Origin of the sequence: Streptomyces sp. NRRL S-378, from assembly GCF_000720645.1 — a bacterium.
In the GTDB taxonomy this organism is placed as follows: Bacteria; Actinomycetota; Actinomycetes; order Streptomycetales; family Streptomycetaceae; genus Streptomyces.
On record NZ_JOBX01000086.1, the window covers coordinates 1 to 24,569 of the forward strand.

Annotated in this window: 20 protein-coding genes; 11 read left to right on the forward strand and 9 right to left on the reverse strand. The window is 71.3% G+C overall.

Annotated features, from left to right (window positions below; all coding sequences use genetic code 11):
* Positions 1 to 990 precede the first annotated feature (990 nt).
* A complete protein-coding gene (locus tag IH80_RS0135000; protein WP_030965827.1) occupies positions 991 to 2,244 on the forward strand; it encodes a protein-glutamine gamma-glutamyltransferase in 1,254 nt (417 codons plus the stop codon).
* Positions 2,245 to 2,484: 240 nt separating this feature from the next.
* On the opposite strand, the gene IH80_RS47005 is transcribed toward IH80_RS0135000, so the two are convergent.
* On the reverse strand, positions 2,485 to 2,619 hold the full coding sequence (locus IH80_RS47005; protein ID WP_267883539.1) for a hypothetical protein: 135 nt from the start codon (positions 2,617 to 2,619) through the stop codon (positions 2,485 to 2,487).
* 894 nt (positions 2,620 to 3,513) lie between these two features.
* Here IH80_RS47005 and IH80_RS0135010 point away from each other — a divergent pair.
* Complete coding sequence (locus IH80_RS0135010) at positions 3,514 to 5,340, forward strand: thiamine pyrophosphate-requiring protein (RefSeq protein WP_199819352.1); 1,827 nt, start codon at positions 3,514 to 3,516, stop codon at positions 5,338 to 5,340.
* Between the two features lie 172 nt (positions 5,341 to 5,512).
* Positions 5,513 to 6,226 (forward strand): alpha/beta fold hydrolase, encoded by a 714-nt coding sequence (locus IH80_RS0135015; protein WP_030965830.1) that lies wholly within the window; start codon positions 5,513 to 5,515, stop codon positions 6,224 to 6,226.
* Positions 6,227 to 6,277: 51 nt separating this feature from the next.
* On the opposite strand, the gene IH80_RS47545 is transcribed toward IH80_RS0135015, so the two are convergent.
* A complete protein-coding gene (locus IH80_RS47545) occupies positions 6,278 to 6,403 on the reverse strand; it encodes a hypothetical protein (protein WP_420708905.1) in 126 nt (41 codons plus the stop codon).
* Positions 6,404 to 6,666: 263 nt separating this feature from the next.
* Here IH80_RS47545 and IH80_RS41240 point away from each other — a divergent pair, with 263 nt between their 5' ends.
* Positions 6,667 to 7,227, forward strand: coding sequence for a DUF4328 domain-containing protein (locus IH80_RS41240; RefSeq protein ID WP_158943772.1), 561 nt, complete (start codon positions 6,667 to 6,669; stop codon positions 7,225 to 7,227).
* Positions 7,228 to 7,270: 43 nt separating this feature from the next.
* Here IH80_RS41240 and IH80_RS0135025 read toward each other — a convergent pair whose 3' ends face one another.
* Positions 7,271 to 7,942: a TetR/AcrR family transcriptional regulator gene (locus tag IH80_RS0135025; protein ID WP_051810269.1), complete on the reverse strand. Its 672-nt coding sequence runs from the start codon at positions 7,940 to 7,942 to the stop codon at positions 7,271 to 7,273.
* A 131-nt stretch (positions 7,943 to 8,073) separates the two neighbouring features.
* Here IH80_RS0135025 and IH80_RS0135030 point away from each other — a divergent pair, with 131 nt between their 5' ends.
* Entirely contained in the window at positions 8,074 to 9,009 is a 936-nt protein-coding gene (locus tag IH80_RS0135030; protein WP_234432482.1) for an alpha/beta fold hydrolase, read from the forward strand.
* 481 nt (positions 9,010 to 9,490) lie between these two features.
* Here IH80_RS0135030 and IH80_RS0135035 read toward each other — a convergent pair whose 3' ends face one another.
* Entirely contained in the window at positions 9,491 to 12,238 is a 2,748-nt protein-coding gene (locus tag IH80_RS0135035) for a M4 family metallopeptidase (protein WP_078906899.1), read from the reverse strand.
* A gap of 257 nt (positions 12,239 to 12,495) precedes the next feature.
* Here IH80_RS0135035 and IH80_RS0135040 point away from each other — a divergent pair, with 257 nt between their 5' ends.
* Positions 12,496 to 13,530: a helix-turn-helix transcriptional regulator gene (locus tag IH80_RS0135040; RefSeq protein WP_158943774.1), complete on the forward strand. Its 1,035-nt coding sequence runs from the start codon at positions 12,496 to 12,498 to the stop codon at positions 13,528 to 13,530.
* A gap of 622 nt (positions 13,531 to 14,152) precedes the next feature.
* On the opposite strand, the gene IH80_RS41245 is transcribed toward IH80_RS0135040, so the two are convergent.
* The 3 genes from IH80_RS41245 to IH80_RS0135060 all read right to left on the reverse strand — a co-directional run bounded on the left by IH80_RS41245 (position 14,153) and on the right by IH80_RS0135060 (position 17,129).
* Positions 14,153 to 14,983 carry a hypothetical protein gene (locus tag IH80_RS41245; RefSeq protein ID WP_199819353.1) on the reverse strand — a complete coding sequence of 277 codons (831 nt, stop codon included), beginning with the start codon at positions 14,981 to 14,983 and terminating at the stop codon, positions 14,153 to 14,155.
* Positions 14,984 to 15,826: 843 nt separating this feature from the next.
* Positions 15,827 to 16,258, reverse strand: a complete 432-nt coding sequence (locus tag IH80_RS0135055; RefSeq protein ID WP_030965839.1) for a VOC family protein — start codon at positions 16,256 to 16,258, stop codon at positions 15,827 to 15,829.
* A gap of 229 nt (positions 16,259 to 16,487) precedes the next feature.
* On the reverse strand, positions 16,488 to 17,129 hold the full coding sequence (locus IH80_RS0135060; RefSeq protein ID WP_030965840.1) for a ScbR family autoregulator-binding transcription factor: 642 nt from the start codon (positions 17,127 to 17,129) through the stop codon (positions 16,488 to 16,490).
* Between the two features lie 745 nt (positions 17,130 to 17,874).
* Here IH80_RS0135060 and IH80_RS0135070 point away from each other — a divergent pair.
* The 4 genes from IH80_RS0135070 to IH80_RS0135085 all read left to right on the forward strand — a co-directional run bounded on the left by IH80_RS0135070 (position 17,875) and on the right by IH80_RS0135085 (position 21,614).
* A complete protein-coding gene (locus tag IH80_RS0135070; protein WP_199819354.1) occupies positions 17,875 to 18,360 on the forward strand; it encodes a cation:proton antiporter regulatory subunit in 486 nt (161 codons plus the stop codon).
* Positions 18,361 to 18,364: 4 nt separating this feature from the next.
* Complete coding sequence (locus IH80_RS0135075) at positions 18,365 to 19,600, forward strand: cation:proton antiporter (RefSeq protein WP_051810271.1); 1,236 nt, start codon at positions 18,365 to 18,367, stop codon at positions 19,598 to 19,600.
* A 271-nt stretch (positions 19,601 to 19,871) separates the two neighbouring features.
* Positions 19,872 to 21,074, forward strand: coding sequence for an LCP family protein (locus IH80_RS0135080; protein WP_234432483.1), 1,203 nt, complete (start codon positions 19,872 to 19,874; stop codon positions 21,072 to 21,074).
* Positions 21,075 to 21,359: 285 nt separating this feature from the next.
* Positions 21,360 to 21,614, forward strand: coding sequence for a hypothetical protein (locus IH80_RS0135085; RefSeq protein WP_030965844.1), 255 nt, complete (start codon positions 21,360 to 21,362; stop codon positions 21,612 to 21,614).
* A gap of 223 nt (positions 21,615 to 21,837) precedes the next feature.
* On the opposite strand, the gene IH80_RS0135090 is transcribed toward IH80_RS0135085, so the two are convergent.
* Together IH80_RS0135090 and IH80_RS0135095 are read right to left on the reverse strand one after the other, a co-directional pair.
* A complete protein-coding gene (locus tag IH80_RS0135090) occupies positions 21,838 to 22,515 on the reverse strand; it encodes a M15 family metallopeptidase (protein WP_234432484.1) in 678 nt (225 codons plus the stop codon).
* A gap of 116 nt (positions 22,516 to 22,631) precedes the next feature.
* Positions 22,632 to 23,174, reverse strand: a complete 543-nt coding sequence (locus IH80_RS0135095) for a MarR family winged helix-turn-helix transcriptional regulator (protein ID WP_063757371.1) — start codon at positions 23,172 to 23,174, stop codon at positions 22,632 to 22,634.
* Positions 23,175 to 23,351: 177 nt separating this feature from the next.
* Between IH80_RS0135095 and IH80_RS0135100 the strand changes: the two genes are divergently transcribed.
* A complete protein-coding gene (locus IH80_RS0135100; RefSeq protein ID WP_030965848.1) occupies positions 23,352 to 24,419 on the forward strand; it encodes an alkene reductase in 1,068 nt (355 codons plus the stop codon).
* Positions 24,420 to 24,569 lie beyond the last annotated feature (150 nt).

Consider the following 24,569-nt stretch of genomic DNA (forward strand, 5'->3'; position numbering starts at 1 on the left):
GGCTCCGCGATCTCCCACAGCCCGTCCGGAACAATCCAACTCCACGTACCCCGCCCCATGGCAACTTCCACGACCGCCTCACCACATAGGACACGGTCTAAGGCGATGGCGATCAGGCTCTTGAGGCCGGGCAGCCACGCCGGGCCCGCCGGAGGCGGATGGCAGGTCAGGTGGCCGGCAGGCGTTAGGCGTACTGGCGGCGGGCCCGGTCTTCCCGGTCCGTCCCACAGTGGCTCCGCGCTCTGCCGACTCGACCTGTGTGCCGCCCACGTCAGCCGCGGCTCCCTCCCCGTTGCCCGCGGGGAGAGGGCTTTGTCAGCCGTTCTGCAGAAGACGACGGCTCATGACAGGGCGGGTCCGGGTGGCCGGCCGACCGAGGACCGCAGGGGAGAGTGGCGAGGATTCAGCGGTCCTCCCGGCGGGCAGCGGGCACGCCGAAGGGGAACTCCCGGGGCGTGTCGGCCGGAGCTTCCGCCCCCTATTGCCGTCGGCGCATGACGTTCCTCGACCCGGCTGAGCGCGGCCACAGACCACTCCACGGGACTCTCGAGGAACCCTGTGCCGGGGTCGGGCCGCGGAGCGTGCGGCAGGAAGCGGGAGAAAGCTGCCGCTGCACGTACCGGTGGAAGGCAGGCCCGGTCCGCATGACCGAATACCGCCCCCTTGGACAGCTGGCCGATTCTGAGGCCGCAGTGTTGTCGGGGAATCGGGGTCAGGACATGATCACTTCTCGCGCAGCCTGACTGTCCATTCGGGAGTCGAGAAATGAGCAGCAAATCCCCTGCCGTGAGACGGAGAACGGAGCTCCGTCCGCCCGGCTGACGCGCGGCGCAAACAACGCGGCCCGATGCGGGATGCAGCCGACTCGGGGCTGAACGGACCGAGGCGGAACCCGCGGGCCGTTGAATTCTTCGGCTCCCTTCTTGCCGTCACACAGGCGTTCCGTGTGCCGGCATGTCAATTTTCACTGCAAAGGAATCTCAGACTTTCATGTACAAACGTTCCGGATTTCTCGCCCTTACCACAGCGGGCATAGTGCTGTGTACCGCTGGTCTCACGCCGTCCGTCAGTGCGGCAGCCGGCGGCACCGGCGACGGGAAGGGTTCCTATGCCGAAAGGAACGGCCTGACAGCGGATGACATCAGGCTCATCAACACACTGAACGAGAAGGCCCTGGAACTGGGCCGGCCGGGCAAGCCCGTGGGCGATGCCCCGCCGAGCGCCACCGAGTCCCTCAGGGCCTCCGCCGCGGCCGGTGGCAGGGTGACTCCCCCTGCCGAACCCCTGGACCGCATGCCCGACGCATACCGGGCCCATGGAGACAGGGCCACTACCGGCATCAGCAACTACATACGCAAATGGCAGCAGGCCTACAGCCACCGCGACGGACAAGTGCGGCAGATGACCGAACAGCAGCGAGAGCAGCTGTCCTACGGGTGCGTCGGCGTCACCTGGGTCAACTCGGGCCCCTACCCGACGAACAAGCTGGCCTTCGCGTCCTTCGACGAGAACAAGCACAGGGACGCTCTGGAGAACTCCAGCCCCCGGCCGGGCGAGACGCGGGCCGAGTTCGAGGGGCGCGTCGTCAAGCAGAGCTTCGACGAGGCCAAGGGGTTCAACCGGGCCCGTGAGGTGGCATCCGTCATCAACAAGGCCCTGGAAAGCGCCCACGACGAGAGTGCCTACCTGACCGGTCTCAAGGCAGAGCTCACTAAGAACAACGACGCTCTCGCCGGCGAAGACAGCCGCTCGAACTTCTACTCGGCTCTGAGGAACACTCCATCCTTCAAGGACAGGAACGGGGGCAACCACGACCCGTCCAAGATGAAGGCCGTCATCTACTCGAAGCATTTCTGGAGCGGGCAGGACCCCCGGAGCTCCTCCGAAAAGAGGAAGTTCGGCGACCCCGAGGCCTTCCGCCCCGACCAGAGCACGGGCCTCGTCGACATGTCGGCGGACAGGAACACCTCACGCAGCCCCGCCAAGCCCGGTGAGAGCTATGTCAACTTCGACTACGGCTGGTTCGGGGACCAAAAAGAAACGAACCCTGACAACACCGTATGGACCCACGCCAACCACTACCACTCACCGGAAGGCGGAATGGGACCCATGCAGGTGTACGAGAGCAAGTTCCGCAGCTGGTCCTCCGGCTACACGGACTTCGACCGCGGAACCTACATCATCACCTTCATACCCAAGAGCTGGAACACCGCGCCCGCCAAGGTGAAGCAAGGCTGGCCGTAACCGCTTCACGGATCAGAGGCGCTCGTCCTGATCCTCCGCAGGGAGCACTCCGGCATCCGTGACGTGCAGGTGCGCGTCGTGCTGAGGGACGTCCTGGGGTTCCCCACGGGACGGACGAGAAGCAGCGTCGGCTCCCCGGCCACCCGGGTCAGGAACACTGTTGCCGGCCCGGCGAGGAACCCGTACGGCGGGGTTCATCTCGCCGTACCACCACCACAGGACGGCCTCCTGCACCTCGCCCTACCAGGAGATCCACTCGGCCTCGTCGGCCCCGCAGCCCTCGGGCATGCTCCCGTAAAGGAGTTCAGGGCTCAGCCGGATCGCGCCCGTCCCCATCCCGCGGACGGTGTCCAGCGCCCACGGCAGCGACGGCACGCACACCTGCGTGCCGTCGCTGCCATCGCTGCCGTCCGGTGCGGCTCGCTGCAGGACGTCGATGACACGTGGCCGGATCGCAGTCGCGTACGGCGGCCAGGACCTCCTGGCCCTCGTCAGTCAGCAGCGCCCGGAACGTGTCGACATCCATCCGCGCACTGTCGCAACCCCGCCCGCCCCGCGAACGGCGGGGCGGGCGACATGCTCACGCTGCACGCCCGCGGCCCGTGCCGTCGAAGCCGGCTGGGGCCCGGGCGAAAGCGATCCCTGACGCTGCGCAGATGCGCCGGACCACCGGCCCGATCAAGCACCTGCCCCCCGCGGATACCGGCCGGCCACTTGACCCCCGGGCCGCCCCACCCGCAGGGTCCCCGATCGGCTCGCTGCGGGTCTCCGCCCCGGTACCGCACGGCGCGCCCCTGCGTACCTCGCGTCCGCTGAGCGGGGGACGAAAGTTCACGTGGCGCGTTTCCGCTCCGGCGCAGCGGTTAGGCGCCATGTACGAGCTGCGGTCGCGCGAGGCCGGCCTGTCGGCTGTGGCGTTGCGAAGCCGGGCGACACGCAACGGCGTACGTGCGTCGGCGAGCCGGGCATCGTGCTGGGCGAACCGAACCGGAAGCTGCCGACGTGCGGCCTGGAGGTTCCGAAACCGGGGCCTTCCGGCCACTGCTCACCGGGCACGGGCGGGACGACGGCAACACATCGTACGGCTGGCCGGCGCTGGCGCGAGCGGTCGGCGCCCCTCTCGCCGCGGCCGGCTACTGCCTCGTACTCCGGGGCTCCGGGGCTCCGGGGCTCCGGGGCTCCGGGGCGACGCCTGCGGCCGAACGGCCCGACCGCTCACGCACCCGCTCCCCACGAGGCTCACGCACCCGCCCCCAGAGAAGGAGCATCATGTCGATCAAGGTCTCCGACTTCATCCTCCAGCGCCTGCGCGAGTGGGGTGTGGAGCACGTCTTCGCCTATCCCGGCGACGGAATCAACGGCTTGCTGGCCGCATGGGGCCGCGCGGACGACGAGCCCCGGTTCGTCCAGTCGCGCCACGAGGAGATGTCCGCCTTCGAAGCGGTCGGATACGCCAAGTTCTCGGGCCGCGTGGGCGTCTGCGTGGCGACCTCCGGCCCCGGTGCCATCCACCTGCTCAACGGCCTGTACGACGCCAAGCTCGACCACGTGCCGGTCGTCGCGATCGTGGGCCAGACCAACCGCAGCGCCATCGGGGGCTCCTACCAGCAGGAGGTCGACCTGCTCAGCCTCTACCAGGACGTGGCCTCGGACTACTGCGAAATGATCACCGTCCCTGAACAGCTGCCGAACGTCATCGACCGGGCGATGCGCACCGCATACGCCAGACGCACCGTGACCGCGCTCATCGTGCCCGCCGACGTCCAGGAGCTGGACTACGCCCCGCCCACGCACGCCTTCAAGATGGTTCCCTCCAGCCTCGGCAGTCCGGCCTACGCGCCCGTGCCCGCCGACGCCGACCTGGCACGGGCCGCTGCCGTTCTCAACGAGGGCAAGAAGGTCGCCGTTCTGATCGGCCAGGGCGCACGCCACGCCCGGCCCGAGGTCGAGGCGCTGGCGGACGTTCTGAGCGCCGGAGTGGCCAAGGCGCTGCTCGGCAAGGACGCCCTGCCCGACGACCTCCCGTACGTCACCGGCTCGATCGGGCTCCTGGGCACCCGCCCGTCCTACGAGATGATGCGGGACTGCGACACCCTCCTGGTCGTGGGCTCCAGCTTCCCGTACACCCAGTTCCTCCCCGAGTTCGAGCAGGCCCGCGCCGTGCAGATCGACATCGACCCCTTCATGGTCGGCCTGCGCTACCCCTTCGAGGTCAACCTCGTCGGGGACGCCGAGCAGACGCTGAAGGCGCTGCTGCCCCAGCTGAAGCGCAAGAAGCACGGATCCTGGCGCAAGAAGATCGAGAAGGACACGGCGCGCTGGTGGCAGGTCATGGAACGGCGCGCCCGGGTCGACGCCGACCCCATCAACCCCGAATACGTCGTGCACGCCCTCGACGCGCTGCTGCCCGACGACGTGATGCTCGCCGCCGACTCCGGCTCCGCGGCGAACTGGTACGCGCGGCACCTGCGGATACGGGGGACCATGCGCGGCTCGCTGTCGGGGACCCTGGCCACCATGGGCCCCGGGGTGCCGTACGCCATCGGCGCCAAGTTCGCCCACCCCGACCGCCCGGCGGTGGCGATCGTCGGCGACGGAGCCATGCAGATGAACGGACTGGCCGAGCTCATCACCGCCGCGAAGTACCACCAGGAGTGGGCGGACCCACGGCTGGTGGTGGCGGTGCTCAACAACCAGGACCTCAACCAGGTCACCTGGGAGATGCGCGCGATGTCCGGCGCACCCCAGTTCCTTCCCTCCCAGGCACTGCCCGACGTCCCCTACGCCGGCTTCGCGCGCTCCATCGGGCTGGGCGGCCTGCGGGTGGAAAGGCCGGCCGATGTCGACTCCGCGTGGAAGGAGGCCCTGGCCGCGGACCGTCCCTTCGTCATCGACTTCCGCACCGACCCCGCCGTCCCCCCGATCCCACCGCACGCCGATCTCGACCAGATCGAGGCCGCGGCCGCCTCGATCCTCAAGGGCGACAGTGACCGTACGGGCATGATCCGCCAAGGCTTCAAGGCCAAGATCCAGGAGATGCTGCCGGGGCGCGGGGACCACGCCCGCCGTGGCGGCCATGACGACGAAGGTGCGTGAGGCGCCCGGCGTCCGAGCGCGTCGAGAACGCCGCGCCCGCCGCCGTGGCTGGGCCATCCGCGTCGAGTCCCCGTACCTTCCGGCGGACCTGTTGCGGGCTGCCGAGCCCTCCTAGGGCTGCATCGAAAATATTTTCTGGGAGATCGTCAGGCTGCCCGGCTACGGTGCGGGCATGGTGAATTTCGTGCTGGTTGCAGGTGCACGGCTCGGGGCGTGGGCGTGGGGCGAGGTCGTGCCGTATCTGCGTGCGGCCGGCCACGGCGTCCATCCGTTGACGCTGTCCGGTCTCGCTGACAAGCGGGGTGTACCGGCGGGGCAGGCGACTCATGTCCAGGACATCGTTGCCGAGGTGGAACGCCAGGGTCTGCGTGACGTGGTCCTGGTGGGTCACAGCTACGCGGGCATCCCGGTCGGTCAGGCCGCGGAGCGGATCGGTGACCGACTGGCCCGCGTGGTGTTCGTCGACTCGAGTGTTCCCACTGACGGCGAGTCGTTTGTCTCCGCGTGGCCGGACGGCGGGGCGGCAGTGGAGGCATCGATCGCCGAGAACGGAGGGTTCTGGCCGCTCGCGCCGGCTGCTCATTACGACGGTGAAGGTCTCACCGATGAGCAGATCGCACGCCTCGTGCGTGGCTCGACGCCTCACCCAGGTGCCACGCTGACCGAGCCCGCTGTGCTGGCGGGGTCGCTCGGTGAACTTCCGGCGACATACATCCTGTGCGTGATGCCGGGGGCCGAGCCGGACGACGCCGAGCCCGACGAAGATGTGGCCGAGCTGCTGAACAGCAAGCGCTGGCGGCTGGTCACGATGGACACCGGCCATTGGCCGATGTTCTCCCAGCCGCGCGAGCTGGCGCAGATCCTCCTCGATGCTGCCGTGGAGTGAGAGCACCTCCACGCCTGCGGGCTTGTCGTGGACGCGCTTGATGTGTGCTGGTCACAGCCGTTCGCCGATGGCCGCTATGAGGACGGTCGCCTCGTAGCGGACCGCCGGCTTGTCGTATCCCCCGGCGACGCAGGTAAGCGCGGTTCTTGCGGAGCCGTACGCCTTGTCAGCGCACACCCGATCAGGACGGACTCGCGGCCCCGGCCCGGCCCGATGCGGGGGACGCGGACCGTCCTCAGCACCCGAACACGGGCGCCACCGCCGAGTGCTGTGCCCGGTGTTACCTCGCCCGCCATGAGACTGTGCAGACCGAAACCGACCGGCGCCCTGGGAAGCGGGTACGGTGCGGGAGGTTCGGCGAGGCCCGCATGCTGCCGGCCGAACGTGCCGTCCGGGGGAGTGCAGTGAACCAGTACAACGTGCCCGTGGGGGAAGCGGCCTTGAGGGGACCGCGGTACCTCTTCCGCAACCCGGCGGGTCCGGCGGTCGTCGCCCAGGCCTGCATCGGCACGTCGGGCCTGGTCGACATCTACGTCATGCTGACCGGTGGAGCCGATTCCCCCCTGGTCCGAGACGGTCTGGCCTGGATCGGCGTTCTTCAGGTGACGTGCTGGATCACCTTCCTGTTCTGGTTCCACCGGGTGCGGTGCAATGCCGAGGTGCTCGCTCCCGGAAGTCACCGGTACACCCCGGCCTTCGCCGTCGGCGCCTGGATCATCCCGCTCGCCATGTGGTGGCTGCCCCGGCGCATCACGCTCGACATCCGCCGCGCCGGCGGCGCGCCCCGCGACGCCTGGCTGATCAACGCCTGGTGGGTCGTCTGGCTGTGCGACGGCCCGCTCTCGGTGGCGGTCCACCATCTGGTCCTGCACCACACGGACTTCCACACCCCGATGGACCACGGCATCGGCCTGCTGTGCTCGATCCTGGCCATCGCGGTCGTCCGTCGGGTGACGGCGGACCAGCCGGCCGGTCCGTTGCCGTACTTCAACATGACCTGAACGCCGCCGAATCCGGCACGCCGAGGGGATCGAAGCCCGGAGTTCAGAGTTCAACCCCCTCCGTCGGCCGGTCCCTCCCGGCGGGCGGCGGTTCGTTCGGTGCGGGGGGCCGCTCAGGGGTGAAGATGCGGTCCAGGTGGTGGTGGAGTACCGCGATGGCCGATTCCGGCCGGCGCTGGCCCACGAGGATGCTGGTGCCCATCGTCGCCGTCATCGCGAGGAGGCTGATCGCCTCCGTGCGCGCGTCGGCGTCCGGATCGGCCAGGCCCGCCTCCTGCGCCTGCCGGATCAGGCCCGTCAGGGCGTCCTCGGCGGCGTCCGGCTTGTCGATGAACGGCTGCGCGGCGAGGGCGTCGTCCGTCACGGACAGGATCGAGTAGGAGCTGTAGAGGAGATGGAAGGTGCGGCTCTCCTCGTCGGTGGGCAGGGAGGCCAGCAGGATCGCCTCGATGGTCGCGCGCGGGCCGGGATCCGGGCCGACGGCGCTCAGGCGGGCCCCCACACGGGCGGAAAAGCGGTCGGTGAGGTGCTGGAGCCCGTAGAAGAGCAGCTTCTCCTTGGTCTGGAAGTAGTACTGCACGAGCCGCAGTGACACGCCGGCCTCGGCCGCCACGTCCCGCATGCCGACGGCGTGCAGTCCTCGCCGTCCGGCGACCCGGACGAGCGCCTCGGCGATCTGCGTCCGCCGCTCCTCGTGGTCCACGCGCTTCGGCATGTGTCCTGTCTCCGCCCGTCGGTGCTGCATCGCTGAGGTGGGGTCCGGCCGCCCCGGCCCCTTTCATGATACCGCCGTACCATTTTTATGGTACGTTCGTATTACGAAAAATGGATCTCCAGGAGGTACCCGTGCCCGCGCCCCAGACCACGACCCCGACCCGCGTCAGCCGCGACATCGGCCACTACGTGAACGACGCGCTGCGAGACCGGTACTTCGCCGCTTGCGACGCCGTCTACGCGCTCGGCGCACCCGCCAGCTCCGAGACCGATGTGGAGACGAGCTTCGGCACCACGCACGTCTACCGCTACGGCCCCACAAAGCCCGCGGCCGAGTCCCGCACGCCCGTGGTCCTGATACACGGGTCGGGGGGCTGTTCCGCGCAGTGGTACCCCAACACCCGCGCCCTCAGCGCCGAACGCCCCGTCTACGCCCTCGACACCCCCGGCGACCCCGGCCGCAGCGTCCACCGCGAGCCCATGTGGCAGCCCGAGCGCGCGGCCCAGTGGCTGGACGAAGCCCTCGACGCGCTCGGCCTGGACAAGGTCCACCTGGTCGGTTCCTCGTACGGCGGCTGGCTGGTCATCAACCAGGTCCACCGCCGGCCCGGGCGGCTCGCCTCGGTCACCGCCCTCGACCCGGGCGGCCTGGAGAAGGTGGGACTGCGCTTCTTCGTCTGGATCTTCGCCAGCCTCTTCGCCACCTACGCCCCCAAGGCGTGGCGCCCCCGCCTCGCCAAGTGGCTGGAGCAGCCGGTGATCGTCGTCCCCGAGCTCCGAGCGATGATCCAGGCCGGTGTCCGGGCCTTCCGGATCCGCCGCCCCGCCCCGCTGCCGCTGTCGGACGCGGAACTGGGCTCCATCCGGACGCCGTTCTACCTCATCATGGGCAAGCGCAGCCTGCTCGTGCACCCGCAGCGGCAGCTGGAGCGCGTGCCGCGCGTCGTCCCCGGAGCCCGCGCCGAGATCGTCGCGGCCACCGGCCACGGACCGCAGATCGACCACCCCGACCTGGTCAACGCCAGGATGCTGGCCTTCATGGAGGACATCGACTCCCGCGACGCGTGAGGCCGGCCGGTACGAGGCAGCCGCAGACCCCTCACATGGTCCGTCTCCGGCCAGTCAGGAAACCGCCTGCCGCCCGGCGATCACGACGTCCGCCTCGTGGCGCCGGCCGAGGGACGAGTACAGGCGCCGGGCCTTCCCCGCTCGCGATGAGCAGACCGGTCCGGGCGCCCCCGGACACGGCCACCTCCACCAGGGCGCCCATCACGGCGCGCCCCAGGCCGCGTCGACGGTGCGCCGCGTCCGTCTCGAGGTGATCGGCGATCGCGTCGCCGCCGACCACGGCCATGGTGCCGCGCGCCGCCACGTCACCGGAGGGGCCGCGGAGGGAGCCGAGCCCCGAAGAACGTGCACGCTGGTCGACGCGGCGCCCGCACGGCAGCCGGATCTCCCCTCGAAGTCCGACCTCGTCCGTCACACCAGGGCCCGACGCGCGGACGGGGCCGACGGCTGCAGCCGTCGGCCCCGTCACTCAGCGGTGGGATCAGCAGGTGCCTGCCGGGCGTTCCCGGACCACCAGGTCGGTGGATCCGGTCGTCGCGTCCAGCCAGGCGACCTGGCGGCCCGCGCCGGCCGCCGGGTAGTTCTGCTCACCGCGGTTGCAGGACACCCGCTCGCGGCGGGAGCCGTCGGTGGTCAGCTGCCACAGCTTCGGCAGCGACTCGTTGCGGTAGCGCGTGCCGGGCGTCCGGGCGACCAGGGTCAGTGCGTCCTGCGAGACCGTCAGGTCGGAGGCGACGAAAGCGCCCGGCTTGTGCTCGCTGCTGACGATGAAGGCGCCGCGGCCGTCCAGGCCGGAACTGACGACCGACACGAGACCGCCGTCGCTCTCGTCGGTGTCCGCCAGCCAGAACACGTTCTTTCCGTTGATGCCGGTCTGGCCCAGGCTCACCGGTTCGTCCAGCTGCTCGGTCAGGACCGCCTTGCCGGTGGCCAGGTCGACCACCTCCACGCCCAGGCGGTACGAGCCGCCCTGCGAGTAGAGCTTCGCGTAGGCGATCTTGTTGTCGCTGATGGAGGGCAGTGCGGTCAGGGTGTTCCACTTCTTGCCGTCGGTGAAGACCGGCGCCTTGTCGGTGGGCCGCATGTAGCCGACGTGCCGGCCGCCGAAGATGTCGTACTCCTCGAACACGACCGTGTTCTTCTCCACCCGCAGGCCCGCGACGCCCGTCGTCGAGCTGTAGAGCGTCTTGACCGGACCGCCCGCCACCGGACGGGAGAGCACGTCGACCGAGGTCGGGCCGTACGCCGTCCACACCACCGTCTTGCCGTCCGTCGCCGGGGCGGTGTGGTAGCGGCCGTCGTTGGGGCTGATCACCTTCGGCGCGCCCTTGCCGTCGAGCCGGCCGGCGTAGACCGAGTAGGGCTCGGAGCCGTCGTCATTGGACTTCGAGGCCGTCCACCAGCCGCCGCCCGCACCCACACCGGAGTCCGAGGTGTTCAGCGTCCCGAAGAGGGTGTCGCTGTCGACGCCGAGGGCCTGCTCCCAGCCCGGGACGATGCCGTGGGCGTTGAAGGACCGCTTGACGGTGTTCTGCTGTGCGGAAGTCGCGCCCAGCGCCTTGGCCGCGGCGAGCACCGCGCCCCGGGCCTCGGTGAAGCCGTCGATCGGCGTCATGTACTCGGTGACGGCCTTGTAGACGATCTTGTCGGCGAGTTCCCCGCCCAGGTCCTCGCGCATGTCCCACAGCGCGCCGGAGAAGATCGTGGAGTTCAGGTGCACTCCGCCGTTGTCGGTGGCGAACGACACGCCCAGGAAGCTCTTCGACGTGGTGGCCCCGTCGTTGAGGTCACGCAGCGCGCAGTCGGCGGCCGCCTTCGTGCGGCACAGGTCCTCACCGATCAGGCCGGCAGCCGGATCGCCCATCGGCGTGCCGCTCGCGGTGACGTCGATCGCGTTGCCGAAGTAGTCGGCCAGGGCCTCGTTCAGGGCGCCGGACTGGCCCGCGTAGACCAGGTTCGCCGTGTGCTCGATGACCCCGTGGGTCATCTCGTGGCCCACGACGTCGGTGTCGGCGGACATCGGCTTGAACTCGTCGTCGCCGTTGCCGTAGACCATCTTGGTGCCGTCCCAGAACGCGTTGGCGTAGGGCAGGCCGTAATAGGTCACGCCGACCAGGGAGTTGACGGCCCCGCCGCCCCCGTCGAGGCTGTCGCGCCCGAAGTTCTTCTTGTAGTAGTCGTAGACCTGGCCCGCGTTCCAGTGGGCGTCCACGGCTCCCGAATCCGTAGCCGCCCCGCCGAAGGTGGTGTTCGGGGAGGAGAACATCGTGATGCCGGAGGGCCATCGGCCCGCTGTCTCCGACACCGACTTGCCCCGGGCGTCCCACGTGGACAGCAGGCTCTTGGACGTGGCGCGCATCCGGCCCGCGTCCGCAAGGAGGTAGTTCCCCGCCGCGGGGTCGTAGGCGATGTCCAAGGAGGCCGTGGCGCCACCGAGCCGGGCACCGGACCCGGTCTCCGGGACCAGGTTCGCAGGAGCGGCGGGCGGCCCGTCCGCCGTCGCCCCCTCCGTGGCCCGCCCGGCCGTCCCCGTGGCGGCCTTCGGGGCAGTCAGCGTCTTCAGCGCGCTGTACTGCAGTGCCGGGTAGCCCGAGCGGGCGTCCACGTACACCTCGTCCACGACCGGTGCGCCGGTGCCGGGGGCGGTTCCGCGCACGGTGACGCGGTAGGCGAGTACGCCGCCGCCCTTGGGCAGGACGACGAGGCCCTTGGCCTCACCGGTCATGCCGGTGGCCGCCGGGTCGCCCGACTCCGACCGGGGCGCCTGGCCCTTGTCGAGGGCGGCCCCCAGTCGGCGGGCCGTGGCGGCGACCGCCCGGCGCACCGCCACGTCCTCGGCGACCTGGGGGGTGACGTCGGTCTTCAGGGCCGTGAAGTAGTGCCCCGAAGTGCCGGTGACCACGCGCTTGCCGTCCTGCTTCTGCATGCGCACGACGTACTGGCCGCCCAGGACGTCGACTCCGCGGTGCTTCTGCTGCAGCCGGACGGTCTCGTCCTTGGCCCCGGTGGCTGTCGCCGACAGGGTGGCGAGGTCGCTGCCCGCCCGAGGGATCTTGTAACGGCTCTTGTTCGCCGCCAGGTGTTTGCGGGCCGCGTCGGCCGGGGCGGCCTTGGCGTCCACCGGCTCCCGTATGCCCTCGACGAGCACCGGGGTCGCGGTGTCCTGGCCGGGCAGGACGTTCGAGGGGCCGGGGTCCGCGGCCCACGCCGGCGAGGCCTGCAAGGTCATCGCGGCGGCCAGCAGAACCGCGATTCCTCCAGCGGATCGGAGCTCTTTCCGCCATATCCGTCGTGCGGTCGGGGTCGGAGCCGACGAACCTGCGCTGAACTTGGGCAAGGGGTCTCCTCAACCATGAGTGCCTGATGCGTTGCTGTGAGTCGCCGCCATGCAAGCGCCGCGGGCGGCTCGCGACCAGAGCCGGGGCCCCCTCAGAAGTGGCCATGCACAGTTGTGGGGGCCCTGTGAAGGCGGTCAAAATCCCCGGCATGATCGAAACCGACCCGTACGACCGGACTCCGGCCCGCATGCAGGAAGACAGCAGGGCGACGATCCGCACGACCGCAGGCCCGGCCACCGCCCCAGTCGTCGGCCCGGCCGTCGACCCGGCCCCCGGCCCGGCCGTCGACCCGGCCGTTGATCCGGCCGCCGTACTGCGCGTCCTCATCCAGCGCCGACAGGCGCTCCTGCACCGCGAATCTGCGGAGCTGAGGTCCCTGCGCACCTACGCCGACCGGCTGGCCCACGAGCTACCACCGCCGCCCGTCTTACCCCCCAGGCCCCCGACCGGCGTAGAGGTCCTCACCGGCGCCGAAGCCGTCGAAGCGCGCCTCGGCACCATGCTCGACTCCGCCGAGACGGAAGTCCTCGTCCTCGACCGCAGCGCGCTGACGACGTCCCGGTCCGGGGGAGCGGGGGAGGCCGGCGAGGCGGGGGAAGCGGGCGCCGGCCGCATACGCCGTCTGCTGGCCCGTGGCGTGACCGTACGGACCGTCACCGATCGGCGCGGTACCGACTTCCCCGAACGGGCCCGAGAACTGATCGCCCTCACCCGACTCGGCCTCCAGGCCCGGATCGGACAGCGCCTGCCCACCGGCCTGGTCCTCGTGGACCGGCGCACCTGCCTGCTGCCCCCAGCGCCCTCGGACGGCGAAGGAGCCGAAGGAAGCGAAGGAACCGAAGGAGCGGCCCTGGTCTTCGGCGACTCCCTGCTGCACCGCGCCGCACTACCGCTGTTCGAGTCCCTGTGGGCACGCGCCACCCCCGTCGGCAGCCCCGTCAGCCCCCTCAGCGCGGAGCAGCGGGAACTCCTCGGGCTGCTCGCTTCCGGTCTGAAGGACGAGACCATCGCCCGCCGGCTCGGCGTACACGTGCACACCGCCCGCCGTCGGATCACCCGCATGCTGGAGGAACTCGACGCCGACACCCGCTTCCAGGCCGGAGTCCAGGCCGCCATCCGTGGCTGGTTGCAACCCCACCCCGCCGAACCCCAGGGCGCACCCCGGCCCGCGGGGGCGAACTGATGGATGGCCAGGACCGTCGTCAGGCGACCGACGACCGGAAAACGGCGACCGGCGACAGGAAACTTGCGACCGGCGACCGGCGACCGGCGACCGGGAACTGGGAACTGGCGACTGGCGACCGGACCGGCCGCTGATGGCCCGGTCGCCCCCGACCTGCGGGCCTGCCGCTCGACTCCGCCGCCTCGTGCGCCGGTCACCTGCTGTCCGCGTCGGAGGGCGGCCCGTCGTTCATGGTCAGCCTCACAGACACCCTGATCGAGGCCCTCGCCACGGCGTCGCCGGACGACTTGGTCCGCTCTGCCGAGCAGTGGTCGATGACCACCGCGGTCCGCCGCGTTGTCGTCGGTCGCCGACGCTCCGCGGGGCTCCCGCTTCCCCTCGGCCTGCGGGCCTGGGCAGGTCCCGGGGCGCCACCGGCGACAACGCCTCCCGCCGTTCGGCATCCGCCTTGATGGTGACGGTTACTCCCTGCTCAGCCAGCGTTTCCATGATCCGTACGATGTCCATCGTTCCTCCGGTTCGATCACGCGGGGGACAACGCTGCATGGAGCCATGACCGGCTCCCTCGCCGGGCTGCGCGCATGAGCCCTATGTGGTTCCCCACCGCGCACGGTCACGCTTTTCACTGGGATGGCGGTTGCGAGCAGGAGTCCAAGGGTGGGACGGGCCTGAGCTCGCCGTCTTCTGCCGGTCCCATGAACAGCGGATGCGTCGGCCGTGGGTACCCCAGTCGCTCGGCGTCGGCCGTACCTCCCCAGACCTCTGCGACGGCACGCGGATCGCGCGCGGTCAGCCACGCTTCAAGGTGCTCGGCCTGCCCCGACGGGCCGTCTGCGGAGATCGGGAGGGTCATCCCGAACTGGATCCAGGGCAGCTTCGTATCGGCGCGGTCACGGGGGTGCCTCAGAACGAGGTGGATTCGATCGGGTTCTGCGCGAGCGGCCCAAACGTCTTCCAGCTCGCAGTCCCACCTGACCAGCCAGTCCCCGCGTTCCCTCAGCCTCTCCTCGAGCAGCTGGGCGACCTCTCCTGCCGGCCACTGCCAACTGCGGTCCTCGCAGGCCCGGACGACCGCGGCCTCGTACTGGTCCGTGCCGAACCGAAGCTCCGGCAGGTCGAGGCCCTGATGGGCCGGGTCGCGCCAGCCCGCCCAGACGACGTGCTCCCCGTCACGCGTGACCGTCACGTACAGAGCGCCACAGCACTCCTCCACGCCGCACCCCGATAGGGCGACAAGAACCTCGTGGGGCGCCGTAGTGGCATGCAACGGACCGGCGCGGCCCAACAGGTGCCGGGGGCCTGCTCCCACGTACCGGGGGCCGCCTCGCCCGCCACGGGACGACAGGTCGGACAGTAGATCCCGGCCATTGACGATCGGGCGGACTTCCATGCCGCCCTCGTCGGGTGGCGGGCAGACGATGTTCAGGCGGAGATGGTCCGTCTTCGAGGTCATCGAGCCATGATCGCGAGGGCGGCCGCGGGTGTCGCGTGAAATTCGCGCGGCTTCGCAACGGTCCTCGGGGTGGCCGGTCAACCGCGCCCGGGTCTCCGGCGCATGGCTGAACCTCGACCGATCGACCCCTGCCTCCACCCCAGCCACCCCCGGGTCGGCGAGATCCGCGCGCTGCTCGCCCTCGTAGCCCCCGCCTGACCCGACGGAGGCCGCCAGGTCCCTGCCCGGCGGATCGTGTCACCGTCGGACGGCTGCTCGTGGTTCCTGGCAATGGCCGGGGAGCGGGGCGGACGTTCGCAGCACGCGCAACGCGGCCCGTGCCGCCGCCGCTTGCTCCGTGCGCGCCAGTGCCGTCAGGGCGTCGGGGCCGGCCCCTGCACACGCCGCACGCACGGCGGGCACCAGGTCGAGGCCGATCTCCTGCCCGACCCAGTCGGCTATCGGCAACGCATCCGCCACGAGGCCGGATCGGCGGCAGCCTCGGGCCCCAGCAGGGCCATTCCGCCGTCGTTGGCGCCGTGGGCGAGGGCCAGGGCCACGAGCGCCCAGCGAGCCGCGCGGTCCGTGGGATCGAGGGGCAGCCGTTCGGTGGTGAAAGCGTCCCCGGTTTGAGGGTCGTGGCGCGATCGTTGGCCCAGCCGCGCCACAACTCGTCATCGCGCGGAAGGGCCTCCGGGGCCCGCATCCCGTCACCCAGGGCCCGTACCAACTGTTCGGCGAACGCGGGAGTGACCGGTGTCGTGCCCGGCCCGCCGAAGCGCGTCGATCTCCTTCGGGCTCATGGGCCCTTGGTCGCCGCGAGAGTACTCGACCGACCGACCGACCGGCGGGGCGGGTGCGGGGTCAGCGTTCGCTCAGGTCGGAGGGGGCCTCCTGGACCATCCAGCCGTTGCCGTCGGGATCGTTGAAGGACAGGAAGGAGTTCCAGGTGCCGCCCTTGCCGTCCTCCCAGCCCGACTCGCCGACGTGGCGGACGGGGGAGACGGCCACGCCGCGCCCGGTCAGCGTCGCGTGGGCGGCGTCGATGTCGGTGACGCACATCTGCAGGCCGTGCAGGGTGCCCGGTGCCATGACCTTCGTGTCGGGCGGCGTGGGCATGCCCTGGAGCAGGGCGATGGAGCACCGGGAGCCGGGCGGCGTCAGCTGGATGATGCGCACCCCGGGGGCGACCTCGTCGTCGAGGTCGACGGTGAATCCGATCTTCTCGGCGTAGAAGTCCTTCGCGCGGTCCATGTCGGTGACGGGGACGGGTACGACTTCGATGGTCCAGTTCACGGGGTGCCTCCTCGGAGACGTCGGCGGGTCCGGTGGGTGCCTGCGGCGGGTCCACGGTTGCCGATGGCGGTCCGGTCGCGCACGCCGAAACGCCCGTAGGGGCCTGACAGGATTGTCCCGTGGACCCCTGTTCGAGAGGTCGGGCAGGGCGGTCTCGATCACGCCGTGGCGAGCACCCCCGTGGTTCGCCACGGCGTGAGCGAGGCCGCCCTGGTGCGGTGCGGTGCGGTCAGTCGGTGGGGGAGCCGTACGACTGCGGGGTGCCCATGGGGTGGAAGCGGTCCAGCCGGTTCGCGGGGACGATGCTGGGGAGCAGGAAGCTCCACAGGTCCGCGATGCGGGTGTGGAGGTCCTGGCGGCGCGTGCGGACGTGCGAGGTGACCTGGATCCCCGTGAACGCTCCGACGAGGAGCCCCGAGAGGGCGTTGACATCCAGCGCGGGGTGGATGTCACCGGCCTGCTGAGCCGGGGTCAGGCAGGAACGGCAGGTGTCGATCCAGGCGTCGTAGGGGGTCGGGTCGGGGTGGGTGAAGGAGCCGAACTCGATGACCAGGCGGATGCCGGCGCGGACGCGGACGTTGGTGCGCAGACCGTGTGCCATCTGGTGCGTCAGGTCGATGGCGGTCTGCAGTCCCGGGTTCTCGATCGCCGGAAGGTGGTCCGAGACCTGGAACTGCTCGTCCATCAGCGTGCGGGCGAGCGCCTGCTTGGACGGGAAGTGGAAGTAGAGGGCTCCCTTGGTGACTCCGGCGTGCTTGACGACGTCGCTGAGGCTGGTGCCCTCGAACCCGCAGTCGTCGAACGCGATGGCAGCGCCGTCGAGGATGGACTGACGGGTGATCTCGGCCCGTTCCTGTCTGGCCCTCGCCACGTGGTCGTCCTTCCCGGTCGCTGTCGGTGCGGTGCGGTGTCCTCTCCGGTGTGTCGTCAATGTAATCGGGTGACCTGAAAGAAAACCAGTCGACAGGTACTTTTTTATGAGAAGGGGGAGGTGTTCGTGCTGTTGTGGTGCTCTTTGTGCTGTTGTCCCACGGTGGGCTGCTGCGCTGTGAGGTACGAACGGCGACCTCGGCAAGGCGAGTTGAGGGAACGGTAGGCCGGCCCGTCAGCTGCCGAAGGCGGCCATGGTCCAGGTCGCCGGTGGTGGACGTCATGCTGCCGGGCAGGCCGCCCTGGACGTTGACGTCAAGGACACGGGGTCGACACGGTGACCGGACCCAACAGCGGCAGGACCGCGACGACGAGCACGGCGGCGTGCAGCCGGAAGATCCGCCAGTACAACGACATGGCCACGGCCCTTTCCGGCCCGCTGCCTCCCATCCCCGTCCCATCCCGTCCATGCTCCCCGACCCGGGCTGCCTCTGCATGCCCTGACCTGCGACAGAACCCACTACCGCCTCAATCCTCACCAGTGGTGCGGGCCGCTGTCCATCCGTGCCGACACCCATATTCCGGCCCTGCGAAACATGGCAGCATGAACCCGGCCGCGCGGATTCCGCATGCTTGGACGGTCCGGACCACTCGGATCACTCCGATCACCCGTATCGCCAGGACTCCCCGGATCCGTCGCGTGCCGCACCACCGTCACAAGGCTCACAACACGAGGGGGATGGGCTGTGCCTGCTCCACGGATGCGTACGACGCCACTGCCCGGCATCGGCGTCCAGTACGACCTCGCCACGCGCGAACACCGCAACCTGTCGGTCATCGCGCACCGGGACGGCACCCGCACCGTCAGCCTGTACCGGGCCGACGACCCGGACGCCTGCGCCGAGTCGCTGCACCTGACGGGAGCCGAGACTGCTTCGCTGATCGACGCGCTGATGCCGGCGCACCACAGCCCGAACCTCCTGCACACCACCGATCTGGGCCTGGTCGCCGAGCGCGTAGAGCTCTCCGCGCACTCGCACTGGAACGGCCGCGTGCTGGGCGAGACCAGGATGCGCACCGAGACCGGCGTATCGGTCGTGGCGGTGCTGCGGCGGGCCGAGGCCCGCCCCTCCCCGGCCCCGGACTTCCGCCTCGCCGGCGGTGACACCCTCATCCTGATCGGCACCCGCGAGGGCGTCGACGCCGCCGCGACGATCCTCGGCAGGGAGTGATCGCGTGCACTCTGCCGTCTTCCTCATCGAGTTCGGAGCGATCATCCTCGGACTGGGCCTGCTGGGCCGGGTCGCGGGCCGCCTGAAGTTCTCGCCCATACCCCTGTACCTGCTCGCGGGGCTGGCCTTCGGCACGGGCGGCCTCCTCCCGCTGGGCGCGAGCGAGGAGTTCGTCGCCATCGGCGCCGAGATCGGCGTCATCCTGCTCCTGCTGATGCTGGGTCTGGAGTACACCGCCAGCGACCTCGTCTCCAACCTCAAGACCCAGTACCCCGCCGGGATCGTCGACTTCACCCTCAACGCCCTGCCCGGCGCGGCCGCGGCCCTGCTCCTGGGGTGGGGGCCGGTCGCCGCCGTGGTCCTGGCGGGCGTCACCTGGATCTCGTCCTCCGGCGTCATCGCCAAGGTCATGGGAGACCTGGGCCGGCTCGGCAACCGCGAAACGCCGGTCATCCTGTCCATCCTGGTCCTCGAGGACCTGGCCATGGCCGTCTACCTGCCGATCATCACCGCCCTCCTCGCCGGGGTCAGCCTCGCCGCCGGCAGCGCGACCCTGGCCATCGCCCTCGGTGTCGCCGGGGCGGTCCTGTTCGTGGCGGTCCGCTACGGGCGCCACATCTCCCGCTTCGTCTCCAGCGACGACCCGGAGAAGCTGCTCCTCGTGGTCCTCGGCCTGACGCTGCTCGTCGCGGGCATCGCCCAGCAGCTCCAGGTCTCCGCCGCCGTCGGCGCGTTCCTGGTCGGCATCGCCCTGTCGGGCGAGGTCGCCGAGGGCACGCACACGTTGCTGAGCCCGCTGCGGGACCTGTTCGCCGCCGTGTTCTTCGTGTTCTTCGGCCTGCACACCGACCCGGCGAGCATCCCGCCCGTCCTGCTGCCCGCCCTCGCACTGGCACTGGTCACCGCCGGTACGAAGATCGCCACCGGCTACTGGGCGGCCAAGCGGGCCGGCATCGGGGTCAAGGGCCGCTGGCGGGCCGGCGGCACGCTCGTGGCCCGCGGGGAGTTCTCCATCGTCATCGCCGGCCTCGCCGTCACGGCCGGCATCGAACCGGCGCTGGGCCCGCTCGCCACCGCGTACGTGCTCATCCTCGTCATCGTCGGGCCGCTCACCGCCCGCTACACCCAGCCCGTCGCGGCCTGGTTCACCGAGCGCCGGCAGACGGGCGGCGGCTCCGCCGACCCGGTCGCGGAAGCCACGTGGCCGCCCGGTACATCATGGCCGCGCGGTACGTCGTGACCCCCCGGTACCTCGTGCCGCCCGCCGCGCGGGTGACACCGGCGTGTACACGACCGCTCCTCCTCCGGCTCCGCCGCCCGCTCCCCCTACAGTCGCGGTCCGAGTCCATTTCGTCCCGTTTGGGGGATCCGCATTGCGCCGACTCGCTGTTGCTCTCGCCTGCGTGACCGCCCTTTCCTGCGGATCCCTCGTGGGCCCGCAGGCCCTATCGGCCCACCCCGCCGCGGCAGCGGCAGGGGCAGGGGGTGGACGGGGCACGAACATCCTGGTCGTGGGCATCGACAGCCGCGCGGGGCTCTCCACCGCCGAGAAGAACCGGCTCCACGTGGGCGGGAAAGGGTGCAACTGCACCGACGTGATGATGCTCGTGCACCTGTCCGAGGACGAGCGCCGCGCGAGCGTCGTCTCCATCCCCCGCGACTCCTACGTCGCATACGCCGGCCCCGCCGTGCCGCCGCGCAGCGGCAAGATCAACGGTGCGTTCGCCCTCGGTGGCGGCCCGCTCACGGTCGCCACCGTCGAGAAGGCCACCGGACTCCACGTCGACCACTACCTGGAGACCGACTTCGCCGGCTTCGAGCGGACCATCGACAACCTCGGCGGCGGGACGGTGTGCACGGACAGGCCGCTCAAGGACGAGAACTCCGGCCTGGACATCACGGCCGGCCGCCACCACACCGACGGCAACAGGACCCTGCGCTACGTCCGTGCCCGGCACGTCAACCTCCGGCCCGGGGACCTGGGCCGCGTACGCCGCCAGCAGCGCGTGGTCAACGACCTGCTGGCCCGCCTCACCGTCGAGGGCGCCCTGGCCAGCCCCGTGCGCACCGCACGGACGGTCCACACCCTCCTGAAGACCGTGCGCACCGACGCGGGGACGGGCCCGGGCGACCTGATCCGCATCGGCTGGGCGCTCGGCCGTCTGCGTGCGGACCGTACGGAGTTCGCCACCGTCCCCATCCGCCTCTTCGACCACCGCGTGCCGGGCGTGGGGTCCACGCTCGTGTGGGACGAGGCCCGGTCCGCCGCACTGTGGGAAGCCCTGGGCGCCGACCGCCCGATCACCGGTGACACCCGGATCCAGCCCGTCGCGGAGACCCCGGCGCCGACCAACCCCGCGGTCATCGGGGTCCGGGTGGACGACGCCACCGTGGCGGCGGCGCTGCGCAGCAACGGCTTCGTCGTCACCGACACCTCCCCGTCCGCACCGCCCGTACGCCCGGCGGGTCCGCCGGTCGTCCGCTACGCCCCGGGCCAGGAGGAGCACGCGGCGACCCTCGCCGCGGCCCTGCCGGGCTCCCGGCTGGAAGCCGTTCCCGGTCACGACGCCGTCTTCGACGTCGCCGTCGGCACGGATCCGGTCCGGGTGAGGACCGTCACCTACGACCGCAACATCGCCGACGGCGCCCCGGTGACCGGCGACAGCCTGCGCTGCGCCGAGCCGCCGGGACCGGTCCCGGCGAGCCGGTCATGACCCGCGTCGCCACGCACGGGGGCGCCTCGCACGGGGGCGCCGCGAGGACGGGCGGCAGCACGGAGGCGCGCGCCGCCACGATGGGTGCCGGCCCCGATGTGCGGCGCCGACGCCCCGGGTGAAGGTGGGGGTGGAGGAAGACTCCCGTTGCGGGAGGGACGCGGTGCCGGAGCCGGTGCGCTCCCGCCCCGGCCTCGGCCCCAACGGGTCACCCAGGTCACGGTGTTGTCCGTACGTGATGCCCTCCGGCGGATGACGGCGCGCCCGGGCACGAGAGGAGCGGCGATGCCCCAGCGCGGCGAGACCCACCCCACGCGGGCCGTGCTCCGGCGCCCGCGTCCGCGCTCCGGACGCAAGCCCGGGCAGGGACCGGTCCGGCCGGGGGCCGTTCTGGCCCTGGCCCTGGCCGCCGCCCTCGGCGCGGCCGTCGCCGGCGCCGTCCTGCCCCACGGCCTGCTCCTCGCGGCCGGCCTGATCGCGGCCGCGGTGGCGGTCATCCGCTCCGGCACGGCGGGCCGGGACCGCGGGCGGCGGCCGTGAGGCGGGAGTGTGCGGCAACGCCGGGCGCGTGCGCGGCCCCTTCCGGATCCTGCCCGCCCAGGGCCGCGCGGCGCGATCCGGAAGGGGCGGCCTGACCGCCTAGCCCTCCCGGGAGGCCGGTTCCGGCAGGGCCGCGGAGGTACCCGGGCCGCCGTGACGTGCCGGGTCGCCGTGACGTGCCGGGCCGTCTCGGTCGCCGGCGGTGCTCACTCGCCGGCGGTGCTCACTCGCCGTTGGCGGAGAAGTGCTGGTAGTCCGGGTTGGCCCAGCGGCCGCCCCACTGCCAGCCCACCTCGCGGAAGGCCGCGGATACGGCGTCGTCGGGTTGGATCTGGCCCCGACGGGCCGGGGACCGCCGCAGGTGGGGGCGCGCGTTCGGCGGGTGCACGACCCCGTTGATGTCGACGTACGGATTCTCGACGGGGTTGATGTCGACCGCGTCGCCCCAGGCGTGCTGGGACAGTCGCCGGGGGTCGCCGGTAACGGGACGGCAGTTGAAGGCCGACGTGTTGTCGTCGGCCATGGCGTCTGCGTCGTCGCGGTACTCGGCCATCACGTGCATCCGGCGGATCGGGAACCGTGCCTCGAAGGCCCGCTCGAAGACGTGCAGGAGGGGGCGTACGGCGTCCTCGTGGACGACCATCTCACCCGCGTGGGTGCGGCCGTCGAAGCCCCAGTGGGTCATGCGGACGAGCCGGAGCCGGTCCGGCGGGACCGGGCAGCCCGCCCGGTGGGAGGCGCCCAGCTTCTCCTGCGGCACGGTCGTGACGCGCGCGGTGAACCGGACCGGCGGGTCGGGCGGTCCGGCCGGCGCCCGCGACGGGGCGGCCTGCGTCGAGCAGGCCAGTGCGGCCGCGCACAGGGCGGCCGTCACGGCCGCGGCCGCGGTGGTGTGGCGCACGGAACCACGCTAAGGCGAGCACCGCCGGCAGGCATGCCGGGCCGGACCGGGTGGGCTGGGTGCTCACGCCGGGCCCGCACCCGGTGCGCACCGGGTGCGGGCGGCGAGCGCTTCCCTCAGCAGTCGAGCGGGCCCTTGCGCGGGGTGGTGCACTCCGCGTCGCCGGTTCGGGCGATCGTCGTGCAGAGGGACGCCTCCACCTTGCCCAGCAGGCGGCCCAGCTCGGCGCGTTCGGTGCCGTCCAGCCCCTCCAGGGTCTGACGCTCCAGCTCGCCCCACGCCCCCCGGACCGCCATGAGGAGCCCGCAGCTCGCTTCCGTCGCCTCCACCAGGGAGGCGCGCCGGTCCGCCGGGTCGGGGCGGCGGCGGACATGGCCGGACTGTTCGAGCCGCTGGAGCATCTTGGTCACCGTGGACGGGTCCAGCCCGACCGCCTTGATCAGCTCGGACTGCCGCACGGCCCCGCTGTCCCACAAGTGCATCATCAGGAACTCCTGGCCCGGATGCAGTCCGAGGTCCCGAAGGAGGCGGCCCGCGGCGATCCGGTGGAGCCGGGCCACCCGGCTGATCGCGTGGCTCACCGGCCCGTCCAGTACGGCGCCGGGCACGGCCGCGCACTGCATGGGCGTGCCCGGTTCCTGGGCGGCTTCCGCGGTCATGGGGGCGACTCCTCCTGGTGGGGTGAGACGGGTTCCGGTGGGCGGGTCCCCGCCCGGACCGTCGTCCGCTCCGCCGATTTTACCCGCTGCCCAGATTTTACCTTGGTCGGCCAACTAATGGGGTACGCTGCATCCCGAAGCCATTAATTGGCCGACCAAGTATCTATGGAGGCAAAGATGACCAGCGCTTTCGATCCCGTCCGCCTGGCCGGGGGGAGCACCCTCGCCAACCGGATCGTCCTGGCGCCGATGACCCGCAGCCGCGCAGGTGAGGGCGGAATCGCCACCCCCCTCGTCGCCGAGTACTACACCCAGCGCGCCTCGGCCGGTCTGATCATCAGCGAGGGCGTCCAGCCGTCCGTGGTCGGACAGGGCTACCCCTTCACCCCCGGCCTGCACAGCGCCGAGCAGGTCGCGGCCTGGCGCGAGGTCACCGACTCCGTCCACGCGGCCGGCGGGCGGATCTTCGCCCAGCTGATGCACTCCGGCCGCATCGGCCACCCGTCGTTGCTGCCCGACGGGCTGGTCCCGGTGGCCCCGTCGGCGGTCAGGCCGGCCGGCCAGCTGTTCACGGGCGAGGGCATGAAGGACTTCACGACCCCCCACGAGCTGACCGGCGACGAGGTGCGGGCCACCATCGCCGACTACGCCGCAGCCGCCCGGAACGCCATCGAGGCGGGATTCGACGGCGTGGAGCTGCACGGGGCGAACGGCTACCTGATCCACCAGTTCCTGGCCCCGGGCTCGAACCTGCGCACCGACGAGTGGGGCGGGCCGGCCGAGAACCGCATCCGCTTCGCGGTCGAGGTGGTCAAGGCGGTCGCCGCCGCGATCGGCGCCGAGCGCACGGCCCTGCGCATCTCGCCGGGCAACCCGTACAACGACATCTCCGAGCCCGACGCGCAGCCCGTCTACGAGGCGCTGGTCAAGGAGATCGACGGGCTGGGGCTGGCCTACCTGCACGTACTGGAGTACGGCCCCGAGGTGCGGGAGACCACCCTCGCCCTGCGCAAGCAGTTCTCCGGACTGCTCGTGCTGAACCCGGCCACGGAGGGCCCCACCGACCACCGCGCCCTCGCGCTGGTCGAGGGCGGCACCGCCGACCTCGTCGCCTTCGGTGCGCTCTTCCTCGCCAACCCCGACCTGCCGGACCGCCTGCGCACCGAAGGCCCGTACAACACCCCGGACCCGTCCACCTTCTTCGGGGGCGACGCCCGCGGCTACACGGACTACCCGACGCGCTGAAGGACGTCCGCGTCGCGCGCCGCCGTCACCGCGGGCAGGCCCTTCCGTACGTCAGCCGCGGTGGTGGTGTCCGCGGCGGCCCCAGGATTCGGTGTCGATGACGTTGCCGCGGTGGTCGCGGAGGGTGGCGGTGTCGCGGTCGTTCCAGAT